This is a genomic window from Flammeovirga pectinis, assembly GCF_003970675.1.
Classification (GTDB): Bacteria; Bacteroidota; Bacteroidia; order Cytophagales; family Flammeovirgaceae; genus Flammeovirga; species Flammeovirga pectinis.
The window spans coordinates 50,948-77,698 of record NZ_CP034563.1; the positions used below are offsets into that span (position 1 = coordinate 50,948).

A 26,751-nucleotide genomic window follows, 5' to 3' on the forward strand; every position below is an offset into this window, starting at 1 on the left:
CAAGATTTATGAAAAGATATTATTATGGTGATACCATTGCCGATTTTTTGAAAAAAGATACAATAACAATTCAAGGATTCTTACTTAAATACCATAAAAACAAGCAACTTGAAGAACTTCAGAAGAATGCTTGGGAAGCTCAAATAGACATATTAAAAAACCAACTGATAGGTTTAGAAGGTCAAATATATTTTGAATATACCATTCCTAGAATGGGAAAAAGAGTTGATAATATAATAATTATTGATAGTAAAGTTTTTGTGGTAGAATTTAAAGTTGGTTCTAAAAGTTTTGATTCAATCTCACTTGATCAGGTTATTGATTATACTGAAGACTTAAGAAATTTTCATGAAGGAAGTCATAATGCAGATTTATTTCCAATTCTCATTTCAACGAGAGCCAATCCTATTCCTGATTTTAATACTGAAATAGGTAAATGTAACTCACATAACCTATCACAATATATTCAGTTTGTAATAAAAAATAAAAAAACGAAATACCTAAATGTTGAGCAATGGGAAAATTCAATTTATAAACCTACTCCAACTATTATTGAGGCAGCTCAAGCTTTGTATAAGGGCCATAATGTTCAAGATATATCAAGGTCTGATTCTGGAGCAATAAACTTAACAAGAACTTCAAATTGTATTTCTAAAATAATTGATTCAAGTAAAGAGAAATATCAGAAGTCAATCTGTTTTGTTACTGGTGTTCCTGGAGCAGGAAAAACTTTAGCAGGATTAAATATAGCAACTATTAGAAAAAGTAAGAGTAAAGATGAACATGCTGTATTCCTTTCTGGAAATGGCCCTCTAGTTGATGTATTAAGAGCTGCTTTAGCTAAAGATGAGGTGAAAACTGCAAAAGAAAATAAAATTAAATTAAAGACAGATGATGCTAAAAGAAAAGCAAATTCTTTTATTCAAAATATCCATCACTTTAGGGATGATAATGTTGGAAGTTTAAAAGCTCCTATTGAAAAGGTTGTTGTTTTTGATGAAGCTCAAAGAGCATGGAATAAACATCAAGCAATAAAATTTATGAATAGTAAAGGACATAAAGATTTTAAGATGTCTGAACCTGAGTTTTTAATTGATGTGATGAATCGTCATTCTGGTTGGTGTACTATAATTTGCCTAATTGGAGGAGGGCAAGAGATTAATACAGGCGAAGCAGGAATAAAAGAATGGGTAACTGCTATAAAAGAAAAATATTCTGTTTGGAATTTATATTATTCATCTCTTATAACAAAAGATAAAGACTACCTAAATGACTATGAATTAAATTCTTGGTTAAATAAAAATGGGACTCCTCTTAATGATCTTCATTTATCTGTTTCCCTTAGATCATTTCGATCTGAGGATCTATCAAACTTAATACATCAAATTCTAAATTTAGATGAACTAAACACAAAAAGTTTATCCAATTTATTATTACAATACCCAATTGTAATTACTAGAGATCTAAAAAAGGCAAAAAAATGGATAAATAAAAAGGCAAAAGGAAGTGAAAGGTGTGGAATGCTTATTTCCTCAGGTGCAAGAAGGTTAAGAGCAATTGGTATTGACTCCGAAAATGGAATAAGATCAAATTCTGAAAAGCCTAAAATTATAAGTTGGTTTCTTAATGATAAATATGATGTAAGAAGTTCTTCCTTTTTAGAAGTTCCTTCAACTGAATTTGCAGTTCAAGGCTTAGAACTAGATTGGGTTTGCTTGGCTTGGGGAGGTAATTTCTTTTTTGATAATGACCAATGGAATTATCAAAAATTTGTTGGTAGTAAATGGCAAACTATGAAAAAAGAAGAAGATAAAAGGTATCTACTGAATACGTATAGAGTGCTACTTACTCGTGCTCGCCAAGGTATGGCCATTTTTATACCAGAAGGTTCAAAAAATGATTTTACACGAAAAACTTCATTTTATGATGGTACTTTCAACTATCTGAAATCTATGGGCATACCCGTTATTTAAATTGTACTACTATTTATTTTTTTATAAAAATTACTTTTCCTTAGTTTAAGTTACCTCGTTAAACACAAAAATAGGTAAGTTGAAGAAATACGAAATTTTATAGCTTTAGTAGGACTTGTTGGATGTATTAATAGCCTACTATAGATCAAAAGAACACCTAGAATGGATTAAAGAAAAAGGTATTTATAACTTTAGGATGAATAATAATAGAGGTGCTTTAAAATTGACTAAAGAGTCATTTAATTCGAAGTATTTACTATTACATAAAAAAGGTGATAACACTTCATCCATTCTTTTTAAGATTAGGAAGCCTGAATTTAGGGTGACTTCACGAGAAACACTTTTACATCTTGGTTATCCAACTAAACCAAGTCAACTTAGTTACCTTACTATTAGTTTAGATAAGTGTGAAGCAGAAGAATTTAAAGGTTTAAAATGGAAGTTTAAAGATCTGAAAAATTATAAATCAAGAAGGGCTTCTGCTATACCATTTGCAGCAAGTATCGCTGAGTTTATGAAAGTGAAAGAAATTATAGAAAATGAATAGCCATCGATATCGTCAACGAATCCCAACGATCCAATAAATAATATGTATGAATCAAATCTTAGAATACAAAACCTAATATATATAAATAAGAGGCTTTTTCACAACTAAAACGTGAATTAGTCTCTTTTCCTATTATCAATTGATAAAAACAAAAAAAGCACCTCTACATGTAGAAGTGCCTTTCAGTATATTAAAAAAAGTTACTCTATTATTCTGCAACCCACCATTTATCTCCACCTAATGTAGGGAAAACTCTATCTTTTAATTGAGCATTCCAATTGTTCCATTCTTCAGTTAAATCAGCTGCTATTTTCTTATTTTCAGCTTTAATATTTATAGTTTCAGCACCATCTTCAGATAGATCATATAACTCACTTGGAATAGTATTTTGTTTACTATTTGCTACTAATTTATAATTACCATGACGGATAGCCATTGCATTCTGTTCCCACTTTCTCCAGAATAGATAACCATGCGGTGCTCCTTTATCTTTTCCTGTTAAAAATGGAAGTAAATTCACCCCATCTAAAGGTCTTTCCTTACTAATTTTTACATTAGTCTGAGCCACAATTGTTGCCATAATATCTAAAGAAGAAACCGCATTTTCATACGTTTGTCCTGCTGGAATTACACCTTTCCATCGAATGGCAAACGGCACTCTCACACCACCTTCAAATAGATCGCCTTTTTTACCTCTTAACGGACCATTATCAGAAGCATTATTATGTGCTCCTCCATTGTCTGAAAGAAAGACAATAATTGTATTTTCATCTACACCTTTGTCTTTTAAAGTTTGTAAAACTCTACCCACACCATCGTCTACAGCACTAACCATTGCCGCATACGTTTTTCTTTTTTTATTGGTGATATTAGGGAAACGAGATAGGTATTTCTCTGTAGCTTGAAGTGGTGTATGCGGTGCATTATAGGCCAAATAGACCATGAAATTTTCTCCTGCATCTGCTTGCTTATTGATGTATTTCACTGCTGAGTTCGTCAATTCATCCGTAAGGTAATCTGTTGTTTCAACGTTCTCTCTGTTCTCTATAATTTTAGTTCTATACCATCCCCATTTAGAGGTTACTTCTGATAAACCATTTAGCGTTAAATTTTCTGGAAAGTAATTATGACCACCAGAAAGGAAACCATAAAAATAATCGAAACCTCTTACTAAAGGATGAAAAACGGGGTTAGTACCCATGTGCCATTTACCAATAATTGCACTTTTATAGTCCGCTTTTTTTAATACTTGTGCAATTGTTTCTTCCTCTACTGGTAAACCAGATATTGCATTGTTTGGATCGATAGAAGGGTTTGTTGTGTACCCAAATCTATCTTGGTAGCGCCCTGTAAGAAACCCTGCCCTACTTGGACCACATACAGGAAAACTAACATACCCCTCGTTAAACTTTACACCCTGGTCTGCAATAACATCAATGTTAGGTGTGGGGATGTCTTTACAGCCATTAAAACCAACATCAGCCCATCCCATATCATCTGTCATGATAACAATTAAGTTAGGCGATTTATTCTTTTTCTTAACCGGCTGGTCAATAGCTATTCCAGCTACTGTTACCAAACCAAGCACCAACAATAATAAAAAATATGAAATCTTTTTCATTAAAAAAATATTTAGTTCGTCATTTCAAATCCTACTTTAATTTACGGAACTAATACAGATCTGGCATCCAATTATAAAGTAGATTTACATGGATGACAAAATTGTACTAACCTTCATCAATTTTAAGCTATTCTATAGCTCAGCGCTCGATCTGTAGTTATAGATATGGTAATTTATTTTACGCATATACCCCACCAATTCGTAGTAAATTTGGTCTGTCATAGATACCACCCCGCAATTTGCATTCTCTCCATTTCCTTTTCCAGCAGTAGTAGAGTTAGCCCACATAAACCAATGTACTCCAACGCATTTTGGATTTCTCAATGCTCCTTCTACAAAGTTTACATACTTTTCTCCTCTATTTCTTTGAGTAGATGCATACCCTAAACCTGTAAAGAATTTTCCGGCATCTAAAGCACCAAAATTAAACTCAGAAATAATAAATGGTTTATCAATTTCTTTTGAGGGATAAGGATAAAATTCTACTTCGTTTTCGTAGGCATTAAAAGACAAAAGATCTAAATATTTTGCCCCTATTGTAGTATTAATCTTATTTTTATGTTTCCCATGCCATCTACAGCCTATATACATTTTGTTAGGAGCGTATTTACTTACAAGGTTTTTTGATGTTTTAAAATACGTTTCGCACATTAAAGTATAAAATGTTGTATTAACTTCTTCTAAAGCTGACCATTTAATGTCATTCTTAGCAATACGTGTTTTTGCCAATTCTTGCCAACTTTCAAACGACGTTTCTACCAAGGTATTAAAGGCTTCAATTGTCTTTAACTCCTCTTTTACTACACGAATATATTCTTGCTTTGCATAAGAAAGTTTACTTTTTGAGAGCACATCACTTGCTGTACTATTAGGTGTTCCCCAATGAATTTCGTTATTGATATAAATACCAAATAAGAACGGATCATTTCCTTTACCATAAAGTTTATTTTTTAGATTCTCTTCTAAATTTACTTCCCATTGCGGATCAAAAACATCAGGAAATTTATCGTTTATTTCTGGAGATGTTTCATGAATAATTACCGTATAAGGCAATCGTTTACTTTCGTCAAACTCATTAATATTTTCAACAGACCAGCCTCCTAGAGTATTTAAACCCCAATTTTTCATTCTTTGTAAAGAAATTTCAGTGTATTTTAACTCACTATTTTCTCCATATTTTCTATATAAATTGGCCGCACCATGGTTATAGGCTCCCTTTTTATAGAACTGCTTTCCTTCTTCGGTATCTCTTTCCGGAAGTCCCTCAAAAAAGTGTTCTCTATCACTTACTGGTGTTGATACAGATAATTTACCTGCACCATTAATTCCTGTAGACCAAAATAGATGTCCTGTAGGATCAATGAGCCACCATTTATTATTAATTTTTTGAGTTCTAAAACTGCCCGTAGCCTCATAACTTGGGCCAGAAGAATAACCACCAAACTGATTCCATTCTTTAGAACCTGTATACTTAATAAATTCAAGAGTTTCCTTTTCTATTGCCGCCTTAAATTGTTCATCATTCGTAATTTTCCCTACCCATTCATCATGTTTATACTGCCCATATTTATTTATAAATGGAAAGAATGAAGCTTTGTTTTTTGTATATAACTCTGGAACTGCATTTTTATGCTTAAAGATTCTTTTAAGCACTACTTTTTGTTCAAACTCCTGTGATGGAAACTCAATCTTTATTCCTTTAATATGTTTTGCATCCACTCCAGCAAAATTTAAGATTACACCACCAGGAATTCCTTTCATTCCCGGAAACTCTTGTGCTTGTGGGTAATCTTCTACGGTAACTTTATCTCTTATTAAAACACAATTATAGATGAGTGTTTCTTTAGGATTTATATATCCAATATGCTTATTTGTTAATTTGTTTGTTTTCGATTTCCCATATTTTCTACGGGGATTATCATAAGAAATAACAGGATCGAACCTTACTTTATCCGTAGAATTATTTTCTAATTCAATACTTATAAATTTATGAGTTGTGATATCCCAATAGTCATCATTTGGATGAAAAGTAATTTTCCCTTTCTCTCCTTTTTTAATAAAAAGTGATAATCCTTCAGTTGTAGAAGTTGCCTCAATATTATCAGTTGTAAATTGATTTTCTTGAAGTACTGAAAGGTGTATAATATCTTCATCTTCTTGAATAAGATAAAAACTTGAGAGCGTTGTTATTAGTATAATCAACCCTAAAATATAAAAAGAGCGATGTGTTAGTGCTTTGTTCATTTTCATTCAATTATGTCTAACACAAATATGAATAACACAACCACCTTAAATGCCACAATTTCTTCTAATTATTAACACTAATCCGACTTATATCAATTCTATGATACAAGAAACCTCTCTAATAACATTACGCATGCACTTTTGTCAAAATTAATTTTAATAAGATTTTCTTTTTTCTGTGAGATAGGTTTAACATTTCAATAATTTCAAAATAAAGTTTTTTTTACCACAACTCAAGTTTTTTTTACACTCTTAAAAATTTATTAATAGAGACTTTTGTAATGTCATTTAACATCAGTAGGACAAATATATCCTCTATTTAAACTTAGAATTCATTATGAAAAGATTCATCACTTTAACTCTATTAAGCGTATTATTTATAGGTACAATAAGTTGTAACCATTCAACAAAAAAGATAAAAACTAAAATAGTAGATATACCCGTTACTCAAGTTAAAATTAGAGATATACCAATAGAAAAAGAATATGTAGGCCAAGTTTATGGAACGCAAGACATTCCTATTAGAGCAAGAGTAGAAGGATATCTAGACGGAATTTATTTTGTAGAAGGAAGTCATGTTAAGAAAGGACAAAAATTATACAAAATAGATTCTGAAGAATATTTGGCAACAGTAGCAATACGAAAAGGAGAACTTGCAGAAGCAAAAGTTGGACTTGTAAAAGCAAACAATGATCTGGGAAGAATTCAGCCATTGGCAGAGATTAATGCAGTTTCTCAGGCAGATTTAGACGAAGCTATCGAAGCGAAAGGGGCTGCTGAATCTGTAGTAAATGCCGCAAAAGCTAGTTTACACTTAGCAGAAATAAATTTAGGGTATACTTATATAAGTTCTCCAATTAACGGTGTGATTGGTAGAACCAAAGCAAAAGTTGGTGAATTTGTAGGTAAAGATCCTAACCCAGTAATATTAGATGTTGTATCTAAAATTGACTCTGTAAATGTTAGGTTTTTTATTAATGAAAATGATTACCTAAAGTTTGCTCGCTTTGCAGCTCAAAAAGAAATTAGAACAGGAATTGATCAAGAAACGCAATTAACAAGTGAAGGCCTAGAGTTAATTTTCTCTGACAATACGGTTTATAAATTGAAAGGTAAAATTGACTTTATCAACAGAAATATTGATGAAAAAACAGGTTCAATTTTAGTACAAGCAACTTTCCCTAATCCTTATGAAATACTAAGACCAGGTCAGTTTGCCAAGGTTAAATCTGTAATTGATGTTGTTGAAAATGGAATGATCATCCCACAAAGATGTGTTACAGAATTTCAGGGTGAATATTTTGTTTATGTAGTAAACAGAGAAAATAAGGTAGAGAGACGTAGTGTAGAATTAGGGACTACTTATAAAGATTATTGGGTTGTTGATAGTGGTTTAAAACCAGATGATCAGGTTGTTTTTGAAGGCTTACAAAAAGTAAAAGAAGGTTTAGCAGTACATCCAGAAATAGTTGAATTCTCATCAAAAATCGCTAGAAAATAATGAACAAGTCATCTCAAAATTCAAACTTCTTTGTAAAAAGACCCATTGTAGCCATAGTAATTGCTATTATTACAACAGTTGTAGGTGCGGTTGCTATTATAGATTTACCCATCGAACAATATCCAAATATTACCCCTCCTGTTGTAGAAGTTAGAGCAACTTATACAGGTGCAAGTGCATTGAATGTAGAAGAATCTGTTGCTACACCTTTAGAACAAGAAATTAATGGTGTAGAGAACATGATTTACATGAAATCTACTAGTGCTAATGACGGGAAATTGGTTATTGAAACTACTTTTGACGTTGGTTCTGATCCAGATATGAGTACTGTTTTTACACAAAATAAGGTATCTACGGCCAGTGCTAAATTACCTGAAGATGTAAAACGACAAGGGGTTACAACACAAAAATCGATGCCAAGTATTATGGAATTGGTGTCCATTTATTCTCCAAATGAAACCTACGATCAGAAGTTTCTTGGCAACTATGTTTTGATCAATATAAAAGATAAAATTGCTCGTTTAAAAGGTGTTGGTAGAGTAAATGTTTTTGGTGCTTATAATTATTCTATGCGAATTTGGGTAAAACCAGATCTCTTAGCAAAAATGAATATTACAGTTCCAGAAATAAAAAATGCCATTGAAAATCAAAACCTCATTGCCCCTGGTGGTAAATTTGGTGGCGAACCATCTCCAGAAGGAACAGAATTTACATATACGGTTATGCTTCCAGACCGTTTAGAGAAGCACGAAGAATTTGAAAATATAATTATCAGAACAAATACTGATGGTTCGCAGGTAAAGTTAAAAGACGTAGCCGATGTTGAATTAGGGGTTGAAACTTATGACAATGTTACAAGGTTAAATGGCAAACAATGTGTAGCTATTTCAGTGTATCAATTGCCTGGCTCTAATGCTGTAGATTTACAAAAACAGGTGATGGAAACAATGAAAGATGTTTCAAAAGATTTCCCTGAAGATATGGCGTATTTTATATCATTAGACTCTACTAAAGCCATTACTGCTGGTGTTCATGAAATTATAGAAACGCTTATTATTGCTTTAATTTTAGTCGTTTTCGTTGTCTTTGTTTTTATCCAAGATTGGAGAGCTACTTTAATTCCAATTTTAGCAATACCTGTATCCTTGATTTCTTCATTTATGTTATTCCCAATTTTAGGGTTTAGTATTAATGTACTTTCTCTTTTAGGATTAGTATTGGCTATTGGTTTAGTAGTAGATGATGCCATTGTTGTGGTAGATGCTGTACAGGTTTATATTGAAAAAGGATATAGCCCTAGAAGAGCAACAAACAAAGCCATGAAAGAAGTAACAGCACCAATTATTGCAACAACATTGGTATTGGCAGGTGTTTTTGTTCCTGTAGTAGGTATGTCAGGAATTAGTGGTAGTTTATATCAACAATTTGCCATTACGTTGGCCATATCAATTCTATTTTCTGGAATTAACGCACTTTCTCTTTCTCCTGCATTATGTTCATTGCTTTTAAAAGAACATCAACCTGTAAAAGGACCTTTGGGAGGTTTCTTCAGAAAATTCAATACTGCATTTGATAAGAGCACAAACAAATATATAGGGTTAACAAAAGTAACCGCTAGAAAACTTATGATTAGTGGCTTAGTAATTATAGGAACTGCAATTGGTGCAGGAATTTTTGGTGTAAGTATTCCAAGTGGATTTATTCCAGAAGAAGATCAAGGATATATTTATATCAATACGCAATTACCTAATGCGGCTTCTTTAAGACGTACAGTTAAGGTAATGGAAAAGGTGGAAGCAATTGTTTTAGAACAACCTGCTGCAGAAGCAATTACAGTAAATAATGGTTATTCACTATTGACAAGAAGTAATGCCTCAAATTCTGGTTTTGCTTTTATAAAATTAAAAGATTGGGATGATAGAGATATGACAGCAAATGAGTTGATCCATGCTTTAAATAAAAAGTTTAATGAAGAAATTCCTGATGCTAAAATATTTGCTTTCGGACCTCCTGCCATTCCTGGTTTAGGTAACGGTGCTGGTTTTAGTCTCATGTTACAAGATAAAGCTGGTATATCTCCTCAAGAATTAGCAAAACATTCTCAAGAGTTTATTAAAGCTGCTAATGATAGACCAGAAATAAGCATGGCATTTACTACTTTTAATGCAGATGTTCCGCAAAGATATATCAATATAAATAAAGATAAAGCATTAAAATTAGGGGTAAATCTAGATGATATTTATACTACATTTGGAGCCTTTTTGGGCGGTTCTTATGTGAATGATTTTAATAGATTTGGTCGTTTATACAGAGCGTATATACAAGCAGAACCAGAATATAGAGTTGATGAAAAGCAATTAGATCTATATTATGTTTCTACTGAAAATGGTGATAAAGTAGCACTGTCTACATTAGTTACAGTAGAAAAAAGGTATGGCCCTGAGTATACGCAGCGTTTTAATTTAATGCGTGCCGTAGAGGTAAAAGGTACTCATGCAGAAGGGTACAGCTCTAAAGATGCTATGACAGCTTTAGAAGAAGTAGCAGATGAAGTCTTACCAGATACAATGACGTATACTTGGAATGGTATGTCGTTTCAAGAAGCTAAAGCATCTGGTGCAGTGTATGGCATATTCGCTTTTTCGTTGTTCTTTGTGTTCTTAATTTTAGCAGCACAGTACGAGTCTTGGTCGTTGCCTTTCAGTATTTTACTAGGTACTCCATTCGCTATGTTAGGTGCTTTCTTGTTCCTTTGGATTGCAAGAATGATAAATCCTAGCTATGTAAACAACATTTTCGCACAAATTTCTCTGGTCATGTTAATTGCAATGGCCGCTAAAAATGCTATTCTGATTGTAGAATATGCAGAAATTAAATTTAAAGAAGGGTTATCACTTTTTGATGCCGCAATAGAAGCTGCCAAACTTAGATTCCGTCCAATTCTTATGACTTCTTTTGCCTTTATTCTTGGTGTTTTACCATTAATTCTCGCTTCTGGTGCAGGTGCCGAAGCAAGAAAAGTAATGGGTATTACATTAATTGGAGGCATGACAGTAGCAACGCTGTTAGGTGTTTTCTTGTACCCAATGTTGTTCGTGTTTATTGGTAAGATTGGTAAGTACGAAGAGAAAAGAGAAAAACAGAAATTAATAGATGAACAGGAAGCTTTAGAAGACGAATTAATAGACTAAGAAAATGAAAAAGATACAAATAAATATTGCAACATTCTTTTTGATGGTCAGCGTCTTGAGTAGTTGTAAAATGGGAAAAGATTATGAAGCTCCTGTAGTGGATACCCCTTTAGAATATAGATTTGGAACAGATACAGTAATCACTACTGAAATTGATACAATGATGGATTGGTCGATGCTGATTCAAGACCCAATTTTAGACACTTTAATTGCAACGGCATTGCGTAATAATCAAGATGTGAAAATTGCCATGCAAAGAATTATTGAAGCAGAAAAATTGTACCGTATTCAAAGAGTTAACGCAAGGCCAATGCTTGATTACAGTGGAAATTACCAATACGGCAACTTTAATAATATGAATGTTGGAGACCAGCAAGGTGTATATTTTGGAGGCAGTAACCTTAACTGGGAAATTGATCTTTGGGGTAAAAACAAACGATTATCTGAAGCTGCAAAAGCAGATTATATGAGTTCCGTTTATGGATTACATGCCGCTCAAATTACTTTAGTTGCTAGTGTTTCTGAGTTTTATATAGAGCTATTGGAAAATCAGGCCAGTTTGCAAGTTGCAGAAAGAACTTTAGCATCTAGAGATAGTTCTATGGTAATGATGGATGCTCGGTTTGAGAGAGGAGCAATTCCAGAAATTGATCTCAATCAAGCACAAATTCAACAAGCTATTGCAGAAAGTGCAGTGCCCGTTTATAAAAGAGGAATTGTATTAGCTGAAAATACTTTAAGTATCTTATTAGGCGAAAACCCACGTGCGGTAGTAACGGGGCTTTCCTTAACCGAGCAGGTAGTACCACAAGCAATTCCATCAGGTATTCCTTCTGACTTACTAAAAAGAAGACCCGATGTAATGCAATCTGAAGAAGCTATAATTACTCAAAATGCTCAAGTAGGTGCGGCCATTGCCAATCGTTTTCCATCTATAAGTATAACGGGTTCAGGTGGTGTAGCTTCTGCTGCTCTTTCTTCTGCCAACCTAACGCAAGGTGCATGGAACATAGGAGCAGGTATTGTTGGTCCACTTTTCGAATGGGGCAAAAATAAAAGAAAAATTGAAGTAGAGAAAGCTCGTCTCGAAACATCCATTTTAAACTATGAAAAGGATGTGAGACAAAGTTTTAAAGAAGTAGAAGATGCTTTGGCCTCTATCCAATATTATAGTGAAGAAGAGTTGGCTAGGCAAAAACATGTAACAGCAGCTAGAAGTGCTGAATATCTTTCTAAAGAAAGGTACGACAAAGGTGTTACTTCTTATTTAGAATACCTTGAGCAACAAAGAACTGCTTTCGACGCAGAACTAAATTATATCACTGTAAAATCAAATATTCTGAAATCATATATCCAACTGTATAAATCACTAGGTGGAGGATGGAAAAATAAAGAAGAAAAATAATAGCTAGTAGTAGTAGATTAATTAAGTTTAAATAGGATAGTAAACCATCTTCATTTTGTGAGGATGGTTTTTTATAATTATAGCATTCTAATTTAACGTCAAATTAGAATTATTGTAGCCCGTAGTTTAAATTTAGAATTCAATTCAATTGTTCATCACTAAAAAACAGGTGTTCAAATAAAAAAATTGGTAAACTTTCTTCTAGACTATAGTTTTGAAGTATGAAAAATAAACTATTAAAGTATGGCACTTCTTTAGGTATTGGAACTGCTGTAATGACACTTGTATTCTTTATAATTTATGCACTCGACATTCTTATTATACCTGTAAATGATGTTGGTGAAGTACTCTTAGTATTCTGTGGCTGGAGTCTTGCTGGAGCGACGATTGCACATAATTTCCATTATTTAAAGAAGCAAAAACCACTTTTCTTAAAGCTATTAGGGTTGTTTTCTTTCTTTGTTTTCACTCTAGTATATGATGAAAACACCAACATGGAAGACAATCCAATAACAATTGGTTTATTAATTACATTTTGGGTTTTAGTTGTTGCTGCTCTGCTCCCTAAATTCTTCAATAAATACAAATACTTCTTTTTACCCGTTTATGGGCTCGTACTACTTTATTTTTCTTATATAAGGTTTCAACCAAATTATAATAGTGCAAGTAACGAAGACTCTTTTGAACTTCTTGCACTGACCATACCTTGTTTAATTGTACTCTGGGTATACGAACAGTGGAAATGGGTAAAGTCTTTAAAAAGTGAAAAATCGCAAGCCGAACTACAGTTATTAAAAAGTCAGATTAACCCTCACTTTTTCTTTAACACACTTAATAATTTGTACGGTCTTACTGTAGAAAAATCTGATAAAGCACCAGAAGTTGTTTTACTTTTAAGCGATATGATGCGGTATACTATTTATGAAGGTAAAGAAGATGTTGTACCCATTCAAGATGAAATCAAATACTTAGAAAACTACATTGAATTACATCGAATTAGGTACCAAAAAAACGTGCAAATACATTTTATCAATTCTATTATTTCAGATTATAAAATAGCTCCATTACTCTTCATTATCCTCTTAGAAAATGCTTTTAAACATGGTGTAGAAACTTTAGTAGAAAATGCGTTTATCTTTATAGAAATTACAGAAGAAGATGGTTGTATTAATTTCTCTATCGAGAACAATTATGACAAAGTATTGATAGATACACACCAAAAAGGTATTGGTTTAGATAACCTTAAACAACGTTTAGAGCTTATTTACCCAAACAAATATACGTATTCCGAAGAAGTTAGTGTTGATATTTACAAAGCGAACTTAACTTTACAATTATCATGAAATATATAATAATAGACGACGAACCTATAGCACATAGAATAATAGAAAGTTATTGTGAAAAGACACCTTTCTTAGAAAAAACGGGGAATGCCTACGATGCCTTCGAAGCACTTGATTTACTACAAAACAATACTGTAGATCTTATCTTCTTAGATATTAATATGCCAAAAATGAATGGCTTTGAAATGCTAAGAACCCTTACCAATAAGCCCAATGTAATTGTTACTTCTGCATACCAACAATATGCCGTAGAAGGTTTTGAACTTAATGTGATCGATTATTTATTAAAGCCATTTAGTTTCCCTAGGTTTTTGTCTGCTGTCAATAAGATTGATCTAAAAAAAGACGAAATAAAAGAGGAGGATAAAATGGATAGGTTTTTTATTAAAGTTGATAAGAAACTTGTGGGCGTAAACATTAAAGATGTATTATATATTGAAGCTTGTGGTAATTACATCAAGTTACATCAAAAAGACAAGGTGTTAGTTTCCCATCAAAAGCTCTCATTTTTTGATGAAATGCTAACTGAAAAATACCCTTTTATACGGGTGCATAAATCCTTTTTAGTAAATACAGACCATATAGAATTAATGGAAGGAAACTATTTGATGTTACTTGAAAATCAGGTTCCTGTAGGACAAAAATACAAGAAAGAAGTTATTGAAAAACTACATATATAGTTTTAAACATAATCAAAAATAGTGCTCCATAACGGGGCACTTTGTTGTTTATTCTTACAATTTCATTGTAAAGAATCATTGCCTAACCAACACGTAATCTACTTACTATCAATATCTTAACCTCTTTAGGTTTACTTTTTTCTATATAAAAGATGAATCAAATAAATCATCTTTCAATTATGGATAAAGTAATTTCTCAAGAAGAATTAAAAAAGAAAAAACTTCGTAAATACAGTAAAGGAACTGTCATCCTTTTAGTAGTGGTGTGTGCTGTTCTATTTCTTAATAAATACCTCACAACATCAATTGATAAAAATGATATTCTTATAGGTGTTGTCGAAAAAGGCAATGTAGCTTTAACTATTACTGGTTCTGGACAAGTAGAACCTACAATTCAAAAAGCGATCACCTCCCCATTCGCTTCTTTTATAGAAGCTACCTCAACAAGTATTGGTCAAGAGGTAAAAAGTACACAATCGTTATTATCAATCAATATTGCCGCTGCAGAATATAGGCTTGCATCTTTAATTGATGAAGCTGAAATTAAACGTGCTGAAATCAATAAAACCAAACTACGTCTCTCTAAAGAATTATTCAATTTAAAGAAAGAAGTAGAAATTAATTCTCTTCAATTAGAGAGTAAAAAAGAAGCTTTAAAAGGAGAAGAAAAGCTACTTTCTATTGGTGGTTCTACCGAAGAAAAAGTGCAATTAGCAAAAACACAATTGGCTATTGAAGCGCTTAAACAAGACCAATTACAGCATGATTTAAAAATCAGGGAGCAATTTATAAAACAAGAAATAATTACGTTAGAATATGCACTTTCTATTCAGCTGAAAAATATAAAAGAACAGGAAAGAAAATTAGAAAAGGCTACCGCAAAAGCAGGTATTGATGGCGTTATCACTTATATAAATGATAAAGTTGGAGCTTCTGTTACAGAAGGTGAAGTACTGGCTAGAGTAGCAAACATGGATCATTTTAGAATAAAAGGTAAGGTTTCTGAACAATACGTATCGGTGCTTTCTGTGGGAATGGATGTAGTTGGAAGAACGTCTAAGGGTGAATATAACGGTACAGTTAGTAGTATTTCTCCATCGTCTAAAAATGGAATGATAACATTATATGTTACGCTTAATGAAGATGAAGATTTGAAAGATTTAAGACCAGAAATGGTGATGGATTTACAAATTATTAAAGAGCAACACAAAAACACACTTAGGGTTTATAATAGAGGTGCATTTAAAGGAAAATTAGTTGAAGAGATTTTTGTAATTAATGGTAATCAAGCTAAAAAAGTAAGTGTAAAAACTGGGTTTAGAAACACTAAATGGGTAGAAATTACTTCTGTATTACAAGAAGGTGATTCTATAATTACCTCTCCTACAAATAAATTTGATAACGCTTCTTTTGTTGACATTAAATAGACTAATCATGAAAGCTTCGATACTATTATTTCTAGTACTTCTTGTAAATTGCACTTTTGCACAAAAGGTTTTAACATTAAAACAAACCATAGATTTAGCACAACTTAATTCTAATTATGTGCAGATTGCTAACCAAAGATTAGAAATACAAAGAGCAGATTTTAAAGCCTTTACAACCGAACTTAAACCACAATTGGAGTTGAAAGGTAGCCCTGCCTCTTACAGTAAAAATTACAATCCTATTACGCAGCCAGATGGTGGAATAATCTATCAACCTGTGGAGCAAAATAACGTTAGCATGCAATTAAATTTAACACAACAAATTGCCGCAACGGGAGGAGCATTTTTTGTGGGCAGTCAACTAAATAGGTACGACGATTTTCAGAACTCATTTCACCAATACCAAGCACAACCTTTATACATTGGTTATACACAGCCAATTTTTAAATACAATGCACTAAAGTGGAATAAAAAACTTGCTCCTCTTCAACTTCAAGAAGCAGAAAAGCAGTTTACAGAAGACATGGAATTTATTGCTGTACAAGCTACACAATATTATTTTGAGGTACTTTCTGCACAATGGAATGCAAGTATAGCTCAGCAAAATGTTGACGATAATAAAAAAATTGAACGTATTACAAAAGAAAAGCTATTACTTGGTAAGGCCAGTGAAAGTGAAGTATTACAGATAGAATTGAATGTTATATCTGCTGAACAAACTTACGCTAGTGCCGTTCTAAATTATAGATCTTCCATGAGAACATTAATCAATTACTTACAAATTGATGTTAGTGTAGAAGATAATATTACCTTGATTGTTCCGTCAGAATTTCAGCTTGAAAATGTAGATACTCAGATAGCTTGGAACAAAGCACAGGGTAACAGAAAAGATTTTATCACTTTCCATAAAAAATTAGTTGATGGGCAACGTTTAATTGCACAGGCAAAGAGAGAAAATAGGTTTCAAGCAAATATAGATGTTGCTTTTGGGGTGAGTAATCAGTCAGAACATATTGGAAGTGCCTATCAAAATACAATACAATCCCAACGTGTAAATGTAACATTAGCTGTTCCAATTTTAGACTGGGGACGTGCAAAAGCAAAAATCCATTCTGCCAATCAAAATTATAAATTAACGCAGAATCAAATTGCCCAAGACAAGTTAGATTTTCATAGAGAAGTAATTAATGCATCTGAACAATTAGAGACTATGGCTAAACAGGTAAAGTTTATCAAAAGAGCCGATGAAGTGGCTCAGAAAAAGTACTCCATTGCATTGCAACGCTATGAGTTAGGAGACCTTAGTATTCGAGAATTAGTATGGTCTACAGATGAAAAAGATCAGGCTAAAAATGCCTATCTTAATACATTAAAATCATATTGGTTAAGCTACTTTCAATTGAGAACAATTACACTTTATGATTTTGAAAAAGAGACAAACATCAGGTACTCAATTAACTAGTTATCGGTATTTACTTCTTCATTATCTTTGTCTTCTTTAATGATAAGACCAGATAAATCCATAGAACTTTTCCAATTTTGTTGGTCTATTGGAGTAATACGTTTTACCTGCTCCAGATAATAATTTTTAGACGCAGCATTCTTAAATAATAGCGTATAAGTCTCTGCTTCGGCCTCTTTTACTACAGTCGTATTTTTGATTATACGTACTTCCTTTTTCTCGGTAAAGAGCTTGGTTGTTTGGCTGTAATCATAAAATTGAGCGGCATTTAAACGTAAAATAGCAGCTTCAGTTTCCTCAAAATCTTTATTCATAATTTCTAATTAATTCATCCATTTTTAGAATAGAAATATAAGCATTTAATCTGTTTCATTTAAGTCCTTGCAAATAGAGCCTTTGTAGAAACTGCTACAAAACGGAACACTTTGTGAAAAATTGAAGCAAAAATTCTTTTATAATTTAACCTAAATACAAACACAAGTTATTGATATTCAATATATTACAATTAAAAGTATGTTTTTTTCAATAGTAATAATGAACTTTGTAAGGAAGGAAAACTACTCACTCTTTTCAAATTCACAAATCGTTTTCTACTAGTGTCAAAATAATAAAAACGAAAAAAATGATCACATTACAAAACATCAGTAAAGTATTTAAAACAGATGCCATAGAAACTTGGGCATTAGAAAACATCTCTCTCACAATAGAAAAAGGTGAATTTATTTCTATTATGGGTCCTTCGGGATGCGGAAAATCTACACTCCTAAGTATTATGGGGTTATTAGATTTACCAAGTGAAGGTAGTATTACTATTGATGGCAATAACCCGCTTGCCCTGAAAGACAAGCAATTAGCAAAATTTAGAAATGAACATCTTGGTTTTGTTTTCCAATCTTTCCATTTGATTAATGATTTAAGCGTTAGAGATAATGTTGCAATGCCTCTACTCTACCGTAAAGTATCTTCTAAAGAAACGAAACAACGTGTGGAAGATGCTTTAGAGAAAGTTGGCTTAACACATAGAATGGAACATAAACCTTCTCAACTTTCTGGAGGACAGCGTCAAAGAGTAGCCATTGCAAGAGCAATAGTGGGTAACCCTTCTATTATTTTTGCCGATGAACCTACTGGTAATTTAGATTCTGTTATGGGCGATGAAGTAATGCAGATGCTCTTAAAATTAAATGAAGAAGGAGCTACAATTATCATGGTTACCCACGATGAGCAACAAGCCAAATTAACAGATCGTATTATTAGAGTATTTGATGGACGTCAGGTATCTGTACAGTCCCAAAATAAATTAGAAACTGTTTAGTGTTATGAAGACTTATTTAAAACTTGCATGGCACTCTTTATTAAAGAATCCATTCTTCTCTTTTATTATTCTATTTGGCATAAGTATTACTATTATGGTAGTTCTATTTATTGGTTCTATTTTAGAAACTTCTTACGGTAATAATGGTGCCTATAAAAATATTGATAATGTATTAATAGCCAAGGATCTTAAAGTTATCAGAACAAAAGATAATGGATGGTCTAGCAGTTCTTTCCATTACATTGTTTATAAAGACTATATCTCTAATATGACTATTCCTAAAGAGATTGCTCTTTATGAGAACGATGGAGTTGGTAATTTGTATTATGAAGATCTTGGAAGAAAGATAGAAAGAAAAAATATTGATCATCGGTTTACAACAATTTTTCCATTAGATATTGTAAAAGGAAGAGGATTTATTGAAGAGGATATCACCCAGTATAAAAAAGTAATTTTACTTACTGATCAACTTGCTGAAGATCTTTTTGGTGAAGAAAACCCTATTGGGAAAAAAGTAAAAACCTATTCAGATTTCTATGAAGTTGTTGGCATTGTAAAACAAGAAAATAAACTTAGAAGTGAAGTTTATGCAGACATTTATACGCCAATTGATATCAATACTCCTGTAAATCATGAATGGCACACCTTTATGGGTGGGGTAACTGTATGTATGTTATTTGACAATAAAGATGACTTACAAATGGGTGTTGATGAATTTAATCAGATTATAGCAACTTTACCATTGGATGCCTCTAAAAATGAAAGTGAAATAACAGCTAAAGCATTAACTGAAAAAGGTTGGTTATTTTATCAAATGCTAGACGTAGAAGATCCAAAAATGTATTATGTGTATGTGTTTATCGTTGCTTTGATTTGTTTAGGTATTCCTGCACTTAGTTTAATCAATTTGAACATTACAAGAGTTGCAGAACGTTCTTCTGAAATTGGGATTAGAAAGGCTTTTGGAGCATCATCTATAGACCTATTAAAACAATTATTAATAGAGAATTTAGTAACAACTCTAATTGGTGGAATTATTGGTTTTATACTTGCTTCTTTATGTATCTTTTTAGTGAATTATTTTTCTTGGATGGGACAAAATGAAACACTCGAAATAAATGGTATACTATTAGTTTATGGCTTGACCTGTACACTACTATTTAGTTTACTATCAGGTTTTTACCCTGCCTTAAAAATTTCAAAATTCGATATTATTTCATCTTTAAAAGCTGATAAACAATGATTTTTCATTCATTAAAATTGCTTTGGGCAAGAAAAAACAAGAACATATTAATGGTCTTAGAAATTAGTTTTTCATTTGTTATTTTGTTCCTTTTATTTTCTTCATTATATAATAAATTTATCAATGCATCTCATGTAACTGGTACAGATACAAATAATGTAATGATTGTTTATTTAGAGAAGGATTACTTACTAGATAACGAAAAAGAAACAGAGAACTTAAAAGAGATTTATACCACAATTAAAAGTAATATTAAATCTCATAGTAATGTTTTAAAATTTTCTGAAATAGATTACTCTCACCCCTATTCTAGTAGTTGGAATATTAATAATTTAGAACTTGATAGCGGAATTAATCAAGGATACACTGTTCAATACTTAACTCCTAATGCAGTAGATTTATTAGATCTACATTATATAGAGGGAGGAAAGGTGACAAAAGACCAACTTACACATAATGATAAAAGAAAGAGTGTCATTGTAAATAAGCAATTGTATGATAAAATCAGCAAATATATCACTCCAGATAATGAAATTATTGATGGTGAAACTAGATATAAAATTTATGGTATTGTAGATTACTATAACCATCAAAGTGATTTTGAAGATCAAAAAGATGTTATGGTTATTGTTGATAAGCCTACTAATTCTTGTTCACGGTTAGCTATAAAAACTATAGATGACCCTAGAAAGAGCGAAGCTGAAATAGTTTCTTTAATTGAAAAAGCTAACCCTAGATTAAAAATAAGTATTGATTATCTTGATAGTATGAGAGACAATAAAAATAAGAGTGAAATACTTCCCTTATTTTTGATGGCATTTGTTGCCCTATTCTTAGTGATCAATATTGCTTTGGGTCTTTATGGTGTATTATGGTATAATATAAATAAACGCAAAGGAGAAATTGGTATTCGTAGAGCAATGGGTGCTTCTACTCAAGATATTTTTAAACAAATATTCTCAGAAGTACTTCTTCTTTTTATTATCGGAATCTTTTTAGGGAGTAGTATCGCCATTCAATTTCCGATATTAGGTGCATTTAATTTTAGTAACACAGAGTATTTTATGGGAGCTTTATTATCTTTAGGCTTCGTACTTTTAATAACTATTGCTTGTGGGTATTACCCTAGTAAATTAGCGACTAAAATAACTCCCTTAGAAGCACTACATGAGTTATAGGAAGTATATATAAATGATCAATAAATAATCCAATTCAAACTACATGTCTAGTATTCCTTATATTCTAATTATTGACGATGACGAAGCTGTAAGAAAATCAATAGGTTTATTCTTAAAGATGAACGGCTTTAAGCCATTATTGGCAGCTAACCCAAAAGAGGGAATTGCTTTATTGTCTGAATTTAAATTCTCTTGTGTTCTACTCGACATGAATTTTAAGGTAGAAACAACAGGTGATGAAGGACTTACTGCTTTGCAAAAAATTAAAAAAGCCTATCCAGAATTACCTGTCGTTTTATTTACTGGATGGGGAAATATGCAATTGGCTATAGAAGGCATGAAACTCGGGGCATCTGATTTTATCAATAAGCCTTGGGAGAACGACCACCTTTTAAAATGCATAAAAGATGCTATAACTGTAAAAAAGAACAGTAGAAAGGTACAATTGCCAGAAAAGTCCCCTTCAAGAAAGAAGTTAGAACAAGAATACGACATCTCTAATATCATTGGTCAGGATCCTCAACTTTTAAAAGTTTTAGAAACGGTGGGAAGGGTAGCAAAAACCAACGCACCAATTTTAATAATGGGAGAAAGTGGGACGGGTAAAGAGTTAATTGCAGAAGCAGTACACAATAACAGCCCAAGAACAGACCATGAGTTTGTAAAGGTAAATCTTGGTGGCATCTCTCAATCTTTGTTCGAATCTGAAATGTTTGGCCATAAAAAAGGTTCTTTTACAGGAGCACATACAGACAGAGAAGGGCGTTTTAGCATTGCTGATAAAGGGAGTATATTTTTAGATGAAATGGGAGAATTGGATTTATCCTCTCAAGTGAAATTATTAAGAGTATTACAAGAACGTAAATTTGAACCACTCGGTACTTCTAAAACACAATCGGCAGATTTTAGAGTAATTTCTGCTACAAATAAAATACTACCTGATTTAGTTCGAGAAAATAAATTTAGGGAAGATCTGTTTTTTAGAATCAACTTAATTACTGTTGTATTACCTCCGTTAAGAGAAAGAAAAGGAGATATTCCTTTACTTGCTGATCATTTTCTTAAACTGCTTGAAACATCTTATGGTATTACGGGGAAATCTTTTGCTCCAGAAACATTAAAATGGTTACAGAAGCAACCGTTAAAAGGGAATATTAGAGAGTTGAAAAACTGGGTAGAAAGTTCGGTTTTAATGACGACGAATGATGTTTTAGAAATCAATGATTTTGAAAATAACCCTACAAATATTCATGCATTTCAAAATGATGAAATAAAGGAAGAAATAGTACCAAACGGAATGACTTTAGAGGAAATGGAAATCATTATGATTAAAAATGCTTTAAATGATAACCGTTTTAAAATTGCTCCATCTGCAAAACAATTGGGTATCTCTAGAAATGCCTTGTACAGAAAAGTAGAAAAATATAATATTACAGATGCTCAAGATTGAAAATAGTTTATTAGCCCTACTCATTATAGGTACACTTTTAGGCATTACCTATCCAATACGTTTAGAACACCCTACTTTATTTATTATTGCTGAGGTAGTTTCTGTAATTACTTCTTTATGGTTGTTACGCTTGTATTTCTTTGTCAGTAAACCCCTAAAAGAGCTTGGTAATGCAATTAATTTGTTAGCCAATAAAGATTTCCAATCTAGGTTATTACCAACTCCTCACCCGGTTGTAAATAAATTGGTAGTCGTTTTTAATAAGATGGTAAACCAACTTCATAAAGAAAGGGTAGAACAAAGAGAGCAAAGCTACTTTTTAGAGCATCTATTAAAGGCTACTCCTCATGGCATATTAGTACTAGATTATGATCAAAAGGTTATTCAATCTAACCCAATAATTCTGCAAATATTAGAATTAGAGTTTAATTCAATTAAAGGAAAAACCTTTACTGAGATAGAAAACCCTCTACTTTCAGAGATCAATCAACTTGCATTAAATCAAGTTAAAGATATTCAACTTTCTGGTGGACGCAGGTACCGTTGTCAGAAATCTTCCTTTATATTTCAAGGTTTCCAACAGCAATTTATTATTGTACAAGACCTGTATTTAGATGATATTAAAAAGGAAAAACAAGCCTATAGTAAAGTAATTAGAATGATGAGCCACGAAGTGAATAATTCTGTTGGTGCAATGAACTCCTATCTAGATACTTTAAAGTTATTTTCTCCTGCAGACCAAGAATTAAAAACGGATTACTTAGAGGCTTTGAGTATTGTTAAAAGTAGAAACTCTGCAATGGCTGAATTTATGAAAAATTTTGCTTCTGTAGTAAAAATACCTGAGCCTAATTTGGAGAATGTGAACTTGGTGAAAATTCTTCAAGATCTTTTAGAAATCTACCATACAGATTTTAATGATAACCATATTAAAATACTTAATAAGTTACCGAATGAATTACTCGTACTTGCCGATAAAAGTTTATTAGAACAGCTTTTTATCAATATTTTTAAGAATGCTAAAGAGGCACTTTTAGAGGTAGATCAAACAGACCGTACATTGGAAATCTCTTATAATGAGGAGTCAAATAAATTATCTATTTGGAACTCTGGCCCTATAATTTCAAAAGAAGCCCAAGAAAAAATATTCACTCCATTTTACAGTAGTAAACCCACAGGCCAAGGTATTGGGTTAATGCTTTGTAGAGATATTTTGATTAAACACGATTGGGACTTTAGACTCTTTAGCGGCTTAAAAGAGGGCGCTACTTTTGAAATTTCTTTGTAAACTAAATGGTAAATTCTGCAGACTAAATAAGGTACAAATATCATTTCTGAATAAAATTATACCCTAATACTCCAGACTTCATTTTGGCACTCCATGATGTTCAAGGACTCAATAGTGCATGGCAATGGAACAAAAAAGGGATTGTTTTGCCTGTATTAAGAAATAAAGTACATCCATATTATGGTGTTTATTTCCCTACTAGATTTGACCATCTTATTTTGTTTGACAACTGGTTGAAAAGATATGAAGGGCCTAAAAAAGCATCTGATAAAACAAAGCGAAATATTCATTTACCTGAAGAGGGAGAAAGTAGAACTATGGGTGCTTAAGCATCAATAAATAGTTGATAAAACGATTTCAGGTTCATTTATCAAAGCATTGTGTTGCTACAAGGTTTATATTAAAACCGTTTTGTAGAAGCACAATGCTTTTTTTTGTAAAATGACAGTACCTACTCATTTTTATCAAAATTGAATTTCAATTTTTTAATCTTTAAGAAAACAATATCTTTGAATAGTAAAGCAAACAAACTACATGTGATGAAATTTTTTACTATACTTTCAATTTTATATTTCCTTATTTCGGCTTCTTTTCAGTTAAAGGCACAAACAAATACCCAGTATTTAGACCATCATTTTTCAATAACAAAAGATACTCTAAATGCTCAATTTAAAAAGGAAGTGGTTTTTAGCAATGAAAAAAATCTTTACTTTCAAAAAGTGATAAATATAAAAACGAACTTCCCCGTTGTTGAATATTACTCTTTTGATTTAAAAGGTGAATTTTTCTTTGGCCTTTATAAAGAATGGTACCCTAGTGGAGACTTGAAGCAGAAAGGTAAATATGAATACTCTTCTAAATATGGGAATGTAAAGAAAGAGAAATGGCAAGAATGGTACCCCAAAAATAAATTGAAATCAATAAAATACTATTCTTCACGACGAGAAAAAGTGTATACATATAATTCGAAAGATGGAGAAAAGATCATAAAAAATGGAAATGGAAAATTCGTTTCTTATTGGGAGAATAGTGATCAAATAAAAGAAATGGGAAAATATGTAGATGCAACTCGACAAGGGAAATGGGAAGGATATACAAAAGATGGTAAATTAGCTTTTGAAGAAAAATGGGATCGAAATAAAATCACTTCCGGAACTAGTTGGGATAATGAGGGGAATGAATACAATTATAATGACTGTAGAATTCAATTTGCTAGACCAGAACTAAACCCTCTAGGGATTACATTATCAAAAAAGTTACAAGAAAGAATAATTTATCCAGAAGAGGCTTTAAAAAACAAATTAGGGGGTGAAGTTTTTTTGGAATTTACAGTTGAAATTGATGGTAGTATTTCAAATGTAAAAGCAATTGCAGCAACAGATGTAGTATTTGTTGAAGAGGCTATTCGAGTACTTAAATCATATAAAAAGCCTTGGATACCTTATAAGAATAAAGGAAAAATAGAAGTAAGTAAGAGTAGATATAAAGTGACTTTTTGGGCTCCAACTGAATGGAAGAAAAAAAATCCTTTTGTTATAAATAAAACGTACTTTCTGAATGAAAAACAAAAAATAATAGAAAATAAAAGTGAATCCGTTTATACTAAACTTATTACTAAAAAAAATGGAGAATATTTTACTGAAATACGATTTATAAATTCAAATCAAATTCATACTTCTTTTTATTCATTAGATAAAAGAGGAATTAAAAAAAATGGAATTTATGCGGAGTATAATGAAAATAATTACCTTACCCTTACAGGACAGTTTTTTGAAGGTAACAAGGTGGGAAAATGGAGCACATATGATCAGAATGGCCTTCTTAAAGAAGAAGTAACTTATCCTAAAAGTAGAATATATCCACTTTTTACTAGTGTAGTTAAATATCATGAGAATGGAAATATATCAGAAAAGGGTTCGTATGTAGGTGTTAATCATGATAAACAATTACGAAAAGTAGAGAAATGGAAATGTTTCTATGAAGATGGAGGTTTAAAAATGGAGATTGACTATGCTAAATATGATGAAGAAAGTTATAATTCTAGGGAGTTTCTTCCGCTAACAACAAATTTAAATTACAAAGAGTCTACTATTTATAGAGAATATTTAAGAAGAGATAATTATAAGATTGTAAGTTTAATAGATGAGGATGGAGTTTCTCTAGTTAAGAAAGGAAATGGTTTAGCTTATTTTTATGACAAAGAACAGAAAGCTACATTTATAGGTTTGGTAAGAAAAGGAAAAAAGTTTGATCATTGGTTATATATAGAAGATAATTTAGATCCAAAGAAGATAGGACATCAATTTCTTTTTAAAACGAATTTAGTACAAGATTATAACAGGGTAAGTTATGAGACTAGTGATCATTCCGATTATTCAGCTCCTGGGTTTTCACACATTCAAAATGAAGGTTTTTTTGATATAGACTTCACCGGAGATGACGTAGAAAAAAGCAAAAATATGGTTTTCTACGCGTTTTTTCATACCATTATTGAATCTGCGATAAAAAAGGAAATATATCTTTCAAATAGAAAAAAGTTTGGAGGGAACGATTACTATAAAGCTTTTCAAGACGATGTGACTTTAAAAGTGAAATTGATCAATGCAACTACTTTTGAAGTTAGTGTAACCAAATCGGTTCTCGCTAAAAAATATACAAAAGCTATTGCAGAACTCCATCAAGAAAAATATCAATTGTGGTATAAGAATTTTTTACTTTCTTTAAAAAAGGAATTACCAGATTTTTATGCTGAAGTCATGGAGCAAGGAGAACTAACAGTATATTTACATACCATACGACAAACAAACTGGGAAGCATTAAGAAGGAAGCCAATTCCTTCTAATTAAATTAAGTTTTCCATTTTACCATATTCGTTTATTCTGA

The 26,751-nt window shown here is 31.9% G+C and carries 19 protein-coding genes; 16 read left to right on the forward strand and 3 right to left on the reverse strand.

Annotated features, from left to right (window positions below):
• Positions 1-8: 8 nt before the first annotated feature.
• Complete coding sequence (locus tag EI427_RS20785) at positions 9-1,973, forward strand: DUF2075 domain-containing protein (protein ID WP_126618581.1); 1,965 nt, start codon at positions 9-11, stop codon at positions 1,971-1,973.
• 118 nt (positions 1,974-2,091) lie between these two features.
• The gene (locus EI427_RS20790; RefSeq protein ID WP_126618583.1) at positions 2,092-2,520 is read left to right on the forward strand and encodes a hypothetical protein; all 429 of its coding nucleotides are present in this window, start codon (positions 2,092-2,094) and stop codon (positions 2,518-2,520) included.
• 208 nt (positions 2,521-2,728) lie between these two features.
• On the opposite strand, the gene EI427_RS20795 is transcribed toward EI427_RS20790, so the two are convergent.
• Positions 2,729-4,141 (reverse strand): sulfatase-like hydrolase/transferase, encoded by a 1,413-nt coding sequence (locus tag EI427_RS20795; protein WP_126618585.1) that lies wholly within the window; start codon positions 4,139-4,141, stop codon positions 2,729-2,731.
• 132 nt (positions 4,142-4,273) lie between these two features.
• Positions 4,274-6,385: a hypothetical protein gene (locus tag EI427_RS20800; protein WP_126618588.1), complete on the reverse strand. Its 2,112-nt coding sequence runs from the start codon at positions 6,383-6,385 to the stop codon at positions 4,274-4,276.
• 337 nt (positions 6,386-6,722) lie between these two features.
• On the opposite strand from EI427_RS20800, the gene EI427_RS20805 reads away from it, so the two are divergent.
• From EI427_RS20805 to EI427_RS20835, 7 genes are all read left to right on the forward strand, one after another.
• Entirely contained in the window at positions 6,723-7,886 is a 1,164-nt protein-coding gene (locus EI427_RS20805) for an efflux RND transporter periplasmic adaptor subunit (protein ID WP_126618590.1), read from the forward strand.
• Positions 7,886-11,077 carry an efflux RND transporter permease subunit gene (locus EI427_RS20810; RefSeq protein WP_126618592.1) on the forward strand — a complete coding sequence of 1,064 codons (3,192 nt, stop codon included), beginning with the start codon at positions 7,886-7,888 and terminating at the stop codon, positions 11,075-11,077. Before EI427_RS20805 ends, EI427_RS20810 begins: the two co-directional genes overlap by 1 nt.
• A 4-nt stretch (positions 11,078-11,081) precedes the next feature.
• Positions 11,082-12,482, forward strand: coding sequence for an efflux transporter outer membrane subunit (locus EI427_RS20815; protein ID WP_126618594.1), 1,401 nt, complete (start codon positions 11,082-11,084; stop codon positions 12,480-12,482).
• A 221-nt stretch (positions 12,483-12,703) separates the two neighbouring features.
• A complete protein-coding gene (locus EI427_RS20820; protein WP_126618596.1) occupies positions 12,704-13,825 on the forward strand; it encodes a sensor histidine kinase in 1,122 nt (373 codons plus the stop codon).
• A complete protein-coding gene (locus EI427_RS20825) occupies positions 13,822-14,505 on the forward strand; it encodes a LytR/AlgR family response regulator transcription factor (RefSeq protein WP_205727986.1) in 684 nt (227 codons plus the stop codon). Before EI427_RS20820 ends, EI427_RS20825 begins: the two co-directional genes overlap by 4 nt.
• Before the next feature lie 152 nt (positions 14,506-14,657).
• Positions 14,658-15,932 carry an efflux RND transporter periplasmic adaptor subunit gene (locus EI427_RS20830; RefSeq protein WP_126618600.1) on the forward strand — a complete coding sequence of 425 codons (1,275 nt, stop codon included), beginning with the start codon at positions 14,658-14,660 and terminating at the stop codon, positions 15,930-15,932.
• Positions 15,933-15,939: 7 nt separating this feature from the next.
• Positions 15,940-17,394, forward strand: a complete 1,455-nt coding sequence (locus tag EI427_RS20835; protein WP_126618602.1) for a TolC family protein — start codon at positions 15,940-15,942, stop codon at positions 17,392-17,394.
• Here EI427_RS20835 and EI427_RS20840 read toward each other — a convergent pair.
• Positions 17,391-17,708, reverse strand: coding sequence for a hypothetical protein (locus EI427_RS20840; protein WP_126618604.1), 318 nt, complete (start codon positions 17,706-17,708; stop codon positions 17,391-17,393). The two genes, EI427_RS20835 and EI427_RS20840, sit on opposite strands and share 4 nt — an antisense overlap.
• A gap of 308 nt (positions 17,709-18,016) precedes the next feature.
• Here EI427_RS20840 and EI427_RS20845 point away from each other — a divergent pair, with 308 nt between their 5' ends.
• The 7 genes from EI427_RS20845 (at position 18,017) to EI427_RS20875 (ending at position 26,714) form a co-directional block, all read left to right on the forward strand.
• Entirely contained in the window at positions 18,017-18,709 is a 693-nt protein-coding gene (locus EI427_RS20845) for an ABC transporter ATP-binding protein (protein ID WP_126618606.1), read from the forward strand.
• 4 nt (positions 18,710-18,713) lie between these two features.
• Positions 18,714-19,952, forward strand: a complete 1,239-nt coding sequence (locus tag EI427_RS20850) for an ABC transporter permease (RefSeq protein WP_126618608.1) — start codon at positions 18,714-18,716, stop codon at positions 19,950-19,952.
• Positions 19,949-21,130: an ABC transporter permease gene (locus EI427_RS20855; protein ID WP_126618610.1), complete on the forward strand. Its 1,182-nt coding sequence runs from the start codon at positions 19,949-19,951 to the stop codon at positions 21,128-21,130. The genes EI427_RS20850 and EI427_RS20855 overlap by 4 nt, the downstream gene beginning before the upstream one ends.
• Before the next feature lie 43 nt (positions 21,131-21,173).
• Positions 21,174-22,580, forward strand: a complete 1,407-nt coding sequence (locus EI427_RS20860) for a sigma-54-dependent transcriptional regulator (protein WP_126618613.1) — start codon at positions 21,174-21,176, stop codon at positions 22,578-22,580.
• The gene (locus EI427_RS20865) at positions 22,567-23,868 is read left to right on the forward strand and encodes a sensor histidine kinase (RefSeq protein WP_126618615.1); all 1,302 of its coding nucleotides are present in this window, start codon (positions 22,567-22,569) and stop codon (positions 23,866-23,868) included. Before EI427_RS20860 ends, EI427_RS20865 begins: the two co-directional genes overlap by 14 nt.
• An 83-nt stretch (positions 23,869-23,951) precedes the next feature.
• Complete coding sequence (locus EI427_RS20870) at positions 23,952-24,197, forward strand: hypothetical protein (protein ID WP_205727987.1); 246 nt, start codon at positions 23,952-23,954, stop codon at positions 24,195-24,197.
• A gap of 210 nt (positions 24,198-24,407) precedes the next feature.
• On the forward strand, positions 24,408-26,714 hold the full coding sequence (locus EI427_RS20875; protein ID WP_126618617.1) for an energy transducer TonB: 2,307 nt from the start codon (positions 24,408-24,410) through the stop codon (positions 26,712-26,714).
• Positions 26,715-26,751: the final 37 nt, after the last annotated feature.